The 7,847-nt window shown below is 69.7% G+C and carries 8 protein-coding genes and 1 pseudogene; 5 read left to right on the top strand and 4 right to left on the bottom strand.

The features are described 5' to 3' along the window. Window positions 1-125 precede the first annotated feature (125 nt). From purF to folC, 4 genes are all read right to left on the bottom strand, one after another. Complete coding sequence (gene purF, locus V8Z80_RS20725) at window positions 126-1,640, bottom strand: amidophosphoribosyltransferase (protein ID WP_336063317.1); 1,515 nt, start codon at window positions 1,638-1,640, stop codon at window positions 126-128. Between the two features lie 72 nt (window positions 1,641-1,712). Further along, window positions 1,713-2,201, bottom strand: coding sequence for a CvpA family protein (locus tag V8Z80_RS20720; protein ID WP_336063316.1), 489 nt, complete (start codon window positions 2,199-2,201; stop codon window positions 1,713-1,715). Next, on the bottom strand, window positions 2,198-3,028 hold the full coding sequence (locus tag V8Z80_RS20715) for an SPOR domain-containing protein (protein ID WP_336063315.1): 831 nt from the start codon (window positions 3,026-3,028) through the stop codon (window positions 2,198-2,200). The genes V8Z80_RS20720 and V8Z80_RS20715 overlap by 4 nt, the downstream gene beginning before the upstream one ends. A gap of 62 nt (window positions 3,029-3,090) precedes the next feature. Further along, window positions 3,091-4,404: a bifunctional tetrahydrofolate synthase/dihydrofolate synthase gene (gene folC, locus V8Z80_RS20710; RefSeq protein WP_336063314.1), complete on the bottom strand. Its 1,314-nt coding sequence runs from the start codon at window positions 4,402-4,404 to the stop codon at window positions 3,091-3,093. Between the two features lie 192 nt (window positions 4,405-4,596). Between folC and V8Z80_RS20705 the strand changes: the two genes are divergently transcribed. From V8Z80_RS20705 to V8Z80_RS20685, 5 genes and pseudogenes are all read left to right on the top strand, one after another. After that, window positions 4,597-5,001, top strand: coding sequence for a flagellar protein FlaG (locus V8Z80_RS20705; protein ID WP_336063313.1), 405 nt, complete (start codon window positions 4,597-4,599; stop codon window positions 4,999-5,001). 86 nt (window positions 5,002-5,087) lie between these two features. Next, entirely contained in the window at window positions 5,088-6,482 is a 1,395-nt protein-coding gene (gene fliD, locus V8Z80_RS20700; RefSeq protein WP_336063312.1) for a flagellar filament capping protein FliD, read from the top strand. Further along, on the top strand, window positions 6,479-6,892 hold the full coding sequence (gene fliS, locus V8Z80_RS20695; protein ID WP_155195022.1) for a flagellar export chaperone FliS: 414 nt from the start codon (window positions 6,479-6,481) through the stop codon (window positions 6,890-6,892). The genes fliD and fliS overlap by 4 nt, the downstream gene beginning before the upstream one ends. Window positions 6,893-6,903: 11 nt before the next feature. Further along, window positions 6,904-7,278 carry a flagellar protein FliT gene (locus V8Z80_RS20690; RefSeq protein ID WP_336063311.1) on the top strand — a complete coding sequence of 125 codons (375 nt, stop codon included), beginning with the start codon at window positions 6,904-6,906 and terminating at the stop codon, window positions 7,276-7,278. A 43-nt stretch (window positions 7,279-7,321) separates the two neighbouring features. Beyond that, window positions 7,322-7,847, top strand: a pseudogene (locus V8Z80_RS20685) (flagellar hook-length control protein FliK); the annotation flags it as partial.

Below are 7,847 nucleotides of genomic sequence, written 5' to 3'. Positions count from 1 at the left end.
CCTAGCAGTCCGCCCCTGGCAGTCCGCCCCTGGCAGTCCGTCCCTGGCAGTCCGTCCCTGGCAGTCCGTCCCTGGCAGTCCGTCCCTGGCAGCCTGCCCGGTTTGCACACGGCCAGGCGCCCCGCTCAGCCCTCGTTGGCCGCGTAGCCCATATTGAACTGCAGCCCGCCGGCCTCGTTGGCCTGGTCATTGCGGCTCTGGCCCAGGCGGGACAGGTATTCGGGCGTGATGTCGCCCGTGATGTACTCGCCGGTGAAGCAGGAGGCCTCGAACCGCGTCAGCGCCGGGTTCAGGTCGGTCACCGCCTGCTGCATGGCCGCGATGTCCTGGTAGATCAGCGCGTCGGCGCCGATGATGCGGGCGATCTCCTCCTCCTGGCGGCCGTTGGCGATCAGCTCCTGCTGGGTCGGCATGTCGATGCCATAGACGTTCGGATAGCGCACGGGCGGGGCTGCCGAGGCCATGTACACCTTGTTGGCGCCGGCGGCCCGGGCCATTTCCACGATCTCGCGGCTGGTGGTGCCGCGCACGATCGAATCGTCGACCAGCAGCACGTTCTTGCCCTTGAACTCCATGCCGATGGCATTGAGCTTCTGGCGCACCGATTTCTTGCGCACCGCCTGGCCGGGCATGATGAAGGTACGCCCCACGTAGCGGTTCTTGATCAGGCCTTCGCGATAGTTCAGGTTCAGCCGCGCGGCCAGCTGCATGGCGGCGGGCCGGGACGAATCCGGGATGGGCATGACCACGTCGATATCGCCCAGCCGCAGGCTGCGCGCCAGCTTGTCGGCCAGGTACTCGCCCATGCGCAGGCGCGCGCCGTAGACCGATACGCCGTCGATCAGCGAGTCGGGCCGGGCGAAATAGACGTACTCGAAAATGCACGGCACCAGCTGCGCGTTCTCGGCGCACTGGCGCTGCGACAGGCGCCCGTCGTTGTCGATGAAGACGGCCTCGCCCGGCTGCACGTCGCGCACGAACGAAAAGCCGCTGCCCTCCAGCGCCACCGACTCGGAGGCGGCCATCCATTCGACGCCGGCCTCGCCCTCGTGGCGGCCGATGCACAGGGGCCGGATGCCGTAGGGGTCGCGAAATGCCAGCAGGCCGTAGCCGGCGATCTGCGCCACCACGGCATAGGCGCCGCGCACGCGCTTGTGCACCGCCGCGACGGCGCGAAAGATCGCGTCCTCGTCCAGCGACACGCCGTTGGCCGCCCGCTGCAGCTCATGGGCCAGCACGTTGAGCAGCACCTCCGAATCGGAATTGGTGTTGATGTGCCGCTGGTCCACGCGAAACAGCGACTCGCGCAGCTCGCGCCAATTGGTCAGGTTGCCGTTGTGCGCGAACGTGATGCCGAAGGGCGCGTTCACGTAGAACGGCTGGGCCTCTTCGGCGCTTTCGCTAGAGCCGGCGGTCGGATAGCGGACCTGCCCGATGCCGCTGGTCCCCGGCAGCGAACGCATGTTGCGTGTGCGGAACACATCGCGCACCATGCCGTGCGCCTTGTACATGTTGAAAGCGCTGCCTTGCGAAGTGGCGATGCCGGCGGCGTCCTGCCCGCGATGCTGCAGCAAGAGCAAGCTGTCATAGATCAACTGGTTGACCGGTCCGCGACCGACAACCCCTACGATTCCACACATGGTGAGTTCCTGTCCGTTATGACTGTATGAGGCCGGCGGCGCCGCCCGGCGCCGGGATCCTGCCGATTCGATTCAGTAAGGTAGCCACGTCGCCAGCGACGGGGGCAGCCAGAGCTTGATCTGCCGCACCGCCTGCTCGGCGGTACCCGAAAACATCGCTTCCTGCCACCAGGGCTCCTTGGGCAGCGGGGTATAGCCTGCAAGGGCCACCAGCACCACCACCAGCAACAGGCCCCGCAGGAAGCCAAAAATAGCGCCCAGGCCATGATCGGCCGGGCTGAGCCCGGTGCCGCGCAGCAGCGCGGCCAGGGTCATGTTCAGCAGCCCTACCCCCAGCAGCACCAGGATGAAGACCGCGGCATAGGAAAGGCCCATGCGCAGCAGGGCCGTCTCGATATAAGGGGTCAGCCAGATGAAGACCGTCGGCCCCCACCAGATGGCCGCCACGAAGGCCAGCCCGTAGGCCAGCAGCGACAGCACTTCCTTGAGCAGGCCGCGTACCAGGCCAAGCACTGCCGAAATGGCCAGGATCGCCAGGACGACGAAATCGAAGCCGGTCACTGTGCGGCGATGAAACCGTTGTCATAACCCAGGGTGCGCAACCGGGCCTGGGCAGCCTGGGCCGCTTCGCGGGACGGGAAAGGCCCCACGCGCAGGCGGTATTGCTGCTTGCCGCCGGCCGAAACCGGCTCGACGAACGCATTGGTGACGCCGGCCTGGTGCAGCTTGTCGCGGCGGCTCTGGGCGTCGGCCTGGGCGGTATAGGCCGCGATCTGCAGCACATAGCCGCCCGCGGCCGGCGGCCTGGCCGGCAGCTTGCTGGTGGTGGCCTGTGCGGGCGCGCGCCCCTCGAGCAAGGCCAGCGCGGCGCTGCCGTCGTCGGTGCGGGCCGGCTCCTGGGGCTTGGCGGCCGGCGGCTGGGGCCCGCCGGCGGGCTTGCCCGCCGCCGCCGAAGCAGGCGGCGTCTGCGCAGGCTGGGCGGGTTGGGTCGGCTGGGCGGGTTGGGCCGGCGGCTGGCCGGCGGGCGCTGCGCCGCCCAGGTCGGGCTGAGGCGGCAAGCCGGGCGGCTCGGCCGGGGCGCCGGGCTCGGGCTGCGCAGGCGGCGCTGGCGAATCGGGGACGACTTGCGGCGCGGACAAGCTGGGCTCGTACGGCGTCTCGCGGCTGGGCATGTTGATGGCGATGTCGTCGGCCACGGGGACGGGCTCGGAATCGAGCACCATGGGCAGCACGACCACCGCGGCCAGCACCAGCGCCACGGCGCCGGCCAGGCGCCGGCGTGCCCGGGCCCGCAGTTCGGCGGCTTGCGCTTCGCTGGAAACCGACGGGCGGGGCTTGTCCGTCTGCTTGCGGGAAGACCCGGCGTCGTTACGAGAAAACCATCCCATGTATGAAGCGCATCCTAGCTGGCGAGGCGGCGGGAAGGCAGGCCCGGCGCCGCGGCCCGGCCCTAGACCGGGCGACCCAGTGCCTGCAGCACCGCGGCAACGGTCAGGAAAGAGCCGAATACCACGATTCTATCACCCTCCCCCGCCTCGCGCCGCGCCGCCTCGAAGGCCTGCGCCGGCGAGCCGGCCGCCGCGGCGCTGGGTTCGTCCGGCTTGCCAGGCTGCAGGTCCAGCACCGACCGGACGCACTGGGCCAGCTGCCCGCCGTCGCGCCCGCGCGGGCCGGCCAGCGTGGCGCAATGCCAACGGTCGATGCGCCGGCCCAGGGCGGCCACCACGGCGGCGGCGTCCTTGTCGGCCAGCATGCCGAACACGGCATGCGTATAGGGAAAGAACCCCATGTTGTCCAGGTTCTGCGCCAGCACCGCCGCGGCATGGGCGTTGTGCGCCACGTCCAGGATGATGGCAGGCCTGCCCGGCACGATCTGGAAGCGCCCCGGCAGCGAAGCCTGCGACAGCCCCAGCCGCACGGCCTGCTGGGGCACGGGCAGGCGCTCTTGCACCGCCTCGAGGGCGGCCAGCGCCGCCGAGGCGTTGAGCAGCTGGTTGGCGCCGCGCAGCGCCGGATAGGCCATGGCCCGGCGGCGCTGCGAGCGCCCGCCATAGCTCCATTGCTGGCGGTCGCCCGCGTAGTTGTAGTCCCTGCCGAACAGCCACAGGTCGGCGCCGATCTGCTCGGCGTGGCGCTTGAGCGACTCCGGCGGCACGGGGTCGGCGCAGATGGCCGGCCGCCCCGGCCGGTACACGTGCGCCTTCTCCAGGCCGATCTGCTCGCGGGTATCCCCCAGGTACTCGGTGTGGTCCAGGTCGATGCTGGTGACCACGGCGCAATCGGCGTCGACGATGTTGACCGCGTCCAGCCGGCCGCCCAGGCCTACCTCCAGGACCGCCGCATCCAGGCCGCTGGCCGCGAACAAGTCCAGGATGGCCAGCGTGGTGAACTCGAAGTAGGTCAGCGTGGTCTGCCCGCGCGCGGCCTCGACCCGCTGGAAATGCGCGATCAGCGCCTGGTCGCCGACGAACTCGCCGTTGATGCGGGCCCGCTCGTTGAAGGACAGCAGGTGCGGCGAGGTGTACAGGCCCACCTTGTAGCCGGCCGCCTGCAGGATGGCCTCGATCATCGCGCAGGTCGAGCCCTTGCCGTTGGTGCCGGCCACGACGAAAGTGACGCAGTCCAGCCGCAGCGCCATGCGCTGCGCGACCTCCCTGACCCGCTCCAGGCCCAGCTCCATGGGACGCGAATGGATGGACTCCAGGTAGCCCAGCCACTGGTCCAGGGTCGCATGGGCATCGGGCTTGGGAACGGCAACGGACATGATCGGCGGGCGCGGTAGCGGCAAAGCTCGGGAGTTTATCAGCCGCCAGGGGCGGCAACGGCCCTGCGGCCGGCCGCCTGGCGCCTCCCCCCGGGCGGGCGCTAAAGTTTTACCCGGGCCGGCCGTAACCCGACCATCATCCCTAGCGTCCGGCGCACGCCACGACGCTCGTCCAGTCTTGCCGGAGCCCATATGACGATCCAGTCCGTTCCTCCCATGGCCGCCCCCTTGCCTGTCGCGACCCAGACGCCGCCCGAACCGCTGCAGCAGGACGCCGCCCGGACGGTCACGGCGGCGTCGGCGCCGCAGCAGGATGCGCTGGGCGATGCGGGCTACCCCCATGCCCGCCAGCCGCAGGCGCAGCAGCCCGAGGCGCCGGCATCGCTGGACTACGAGCTCGAAGAGATCAACCGTACCCTGCAGGCCTGGTCGACCAAGCTGCAGTTCCAGATCGATCCGGAGGCGCAGCGCCTGGTGGTCACGGTCCAGGACGCGCAAACCGGCGAGACCATCCGCACCATTCCCAGCGATGCGGTCATCCGCATCGCCAAGATGATCGTCAACATGCAGGGCCAGCTGGTACGCACCCAGGCCTAAGGCCGGAATTGAACCCTGATGTCCCCCTTGCCCGGCTCTTCGAAAACCCGGCAAAAGGCGCACACTAGCAAACGAAGGAGAATTGCATGGCATCCGTAGGCAGCACCATCGGCGTAGGGTCGGGCCTTCCCCTCGAACAGCTCCTGGCCGACCTGCGCAGAGCTGAAAGCGCCCCGCTTGCCCTCATCCAGGAAAAACAGACGCTGGCCGAGGCCCGCCTGTCGGCCTACGGCGTGCTCAAGAGCAGCGTCGAGGCCGTGCAGAACGCCGCCAAGGCGCTGGCCGACGCCAAGACCTTCAGCGCCATGAAGGCGGCCGTCACCGGCGACAAGCTCACCGCCACCGTCGGCACCGAGGCGATCGCCGGACGCTACGCGATCGAGGTCAGCAGCCTTGCCTCGGCGCAGACGCTGGTGGCCGCGGGCCAGGCCGATGCCGGGGCCGCGCTGGGCGAGGGCGGGGTCATCACCTTCACCCTGGCCGACGGCACGGAACAGACCCTGGACCTGGCCGGCAAAGGCACCTCGCTCAAGGATATCGTCGCGGCCATCAACGCCGACGACACCCTGGGCGTGCAGGCCACGCTCATCAACGACGGCTCCGGCGCCCCGCACCGCCTGATGCTCACGGCCAAGGAAACCGGCCAGGACGCCGCGGTGCGCAGCATCTCGGTCGCCGGCAATACGCAGCTGCAAGACCTGCTGGCCTTCGACGCCGACGGCGCCGGCCCTTCCAACATGCAGGAAACGGCGGCCCGCAACGCCGAACTCACGATCAACGGCATCGCCATCGTCAGCCAGAGCAACACCGTCACCGACGCGGTCCAGGGCCTGACGCTGAACCTGACGCAGCTGACCACCGAGCCTGCCATCGTGACGGTCAGCCGCGACGACGAGGCCGCCACCCGCGCCATTACCGCCTTCGTCAACGCCTACAACAGCCTGCAGAAGAACATCCGCGACCTGACCAGCTACAACAGCGAGGACAACCGCAGCAGCGTGCTGACCGGCGATTCGACGGCGCGCACCATCCAGAGCCGGCTGCGCAGCGTGCTCGACGTCGCGCTGCCTGAAGGCGAAGTGCGCACCCTGACGCAGCTGGGCATCACGACCAACCCCACCACGGGGGACCTGGAAATCAACACCGAGAAGCTGTCCGCAGCGGTGCGGGACAACCTGGCCAACGTCTCCGAACTGTTCGCCGGCACGAACGGCGTGGCCGCGCGGCTGAACGCCGTCACCGAAACCCTGCTGCGCAGCAACGACGGCCTGCTGGCCGGCGCCACCGATGGCGTCAAGCGCACCCTCAAAGACCTGGAGAAGCAGTACGAAAGCACCTCCAGCAGGATCGAGGACACCATGGAGCGCTACCGCCAGCAATTCGTCGCCCTGGATTCCCTGGTGGCCCAGATGAGCAGCACCAGCGCCTATCTGACGCAGCAGCTGGCCATGCTCGGCACCGGCAGCAGGAACAACGCATGAGCTACGCAGTCCGCCGCAGCAACGGGGCCCGCGGATCCGCGCAGGCCTACCGCAGCATCGGCCTGGAGACGCAGGTCATGAGCGCCTCCCCGGAAAAGCTCATCACCCTGCTGTTCGACGGCGCGCGTGCCGCCATTGCGCACGCGCGCCTGTACCTGGAGCAGGAAAACGTGGCGGCCCGGGGGCAGGCCATCTCCAAGGCGCTGGACATCGTGGACAATGGCCTGAAGGCGAGCCTGGACCTCGAAAAAGGCGGCGAAGTGGCCAAGAACCTGCAAGCCGTCTACGAAATCGTTTCCCACAACCTCCTGTTGGCCAACCTGAACGCCGACATGCAACGACTCGATCTGGCCGACCGGCTGCTCGCCGACATCGGCGAGGCCTGGCGCACGGCCACGGCTGCCGCGTGAGCCGCACAGTCTTGAACGACAGGGCCTTTTTTCCACATACGATGAGCTCGCCCTCTCCCGCCATCCTGCAGCAGTACGCAAAAATCGCAGACGCCACCGAAGCCATGGTGGCCGCCGCACGCCAGGACGACTGGCAACTGGTATTGCAGCTTGGCCAGCAATACTGCGAGCTGACGGAACAGATCCGCCGCATGGAGACGCGGCCGCTCATGGACGAGGCGGATCGGGCCCGCAAACACGACTATCTGGTGCGCATCCTCGAAAATGACGCCCTGACGCGCGACCTGGCCATGCCCCAGCTGGCTCGCCTGAGCGACCTGCTCGGCCGCATGAAGCGCCAGCGCGCCCTCATCGAAACCTACGGCCTTTCCGTGCCGGGCGCATGACGCTCCCGGGCAGCAGGCCGCGTCACGGCGGGAGGGCCGCCCGATGAGCGTAGGTAACTCCGCGCTGGGCACGCTGCTCGTCCAGCGGCTCGACGCCGTACTGGGCACCACCATGGCCCAGCACGCCAACCTCATCTCGGGCGCGCGGCCCGATGCGGTTTCGCAGGCCGGCTCGGTGGCCCGGCTGCTCGGGCCCGAGCCGACCGCCCCCCGCAACGAGCGCGAAACCCTGGAGCGCACCCGCGTGGACGGGATCCGGGGCGGCGCGGGCAAGCAGGTCGACCAAAGCAGCGAGCAGGCCCTGCGCGCGGCCGCCGGCCGACTGCGCCAGACCAGCACCGCATTCACCGCGTCGGCCCCCACCTCGCTGGGCGTGGCGGCACGCACCATCCTGGCATTGCTGGCCCGCTTTCCCGAGCCCGCCCCGCCGGCCGCCGGACGCGCCCCGCTCTGGTCGCCACCGGCCGGCGCCGGCCCCATGCCCGGCGGCACCGCCCCCGCCGGGCCGGCCTCGGGCGGCGCGCCGGCCGCGCCCGCCGCCGGTCCGGCCAGCGCGGCATCCGCGGCCA

It is taken from the genome of Orrella sp. JC864, from assembly GCF_037026685.1.
Classification (GTDB): Bacteria; Pseudomonadota; Gammaproteobacteria; order Burkholderiales; family Burkholderiaceae_B; genus Orrella.
The sequence above is the reverse complement of the archived record's forward strand: the minus strand, read 5'-3'. Positions and strand labels throughout refer to the sequence as shown.

Coding starts and splice junctions, on each gene's coding strand:
- purF (WP_336063317.1), bottom strand. CDS start 1,640: ATGTGTGGAATCGTAGGGGTTGTCGGTCGCGGACCGGTCAACCAGTTG.
- V8Z80_RS20715 (WP_336063315.1), bottom strand. CDS start 3,028: ATGGGATGGTTTTCTCGTAACGACGCCGGGTCTTCCCGCAAGCAGACG.
- folC (WP_336063314.1), bottom strand. CDS start 4,404: ATGTCCGTTGCCGTTCCCAAGCCCGATGCCCATGCGACCCTGGACCAG.
- V8Z80_RS20705 (WP_336063313.1), top strand. CDS start 4,597: ATGACGATCCAGTCCGTTCCTCCCATGGCCGCCCCCTTGCCTGTCGCG.
- fliD (WP_336063312.1), top strand. CDS start 5,088: ATGGCATCCGTAGGCAGCACCATCGGCGTAGGGTCGGGCCTTCCCCTC.
- fliS (WP_155195022.1), top strand. CDS start 6,479: ATGAGCTACGCAGTCCGCCGCAGCAACGGGGCCCGCGGATCCGCGCAG.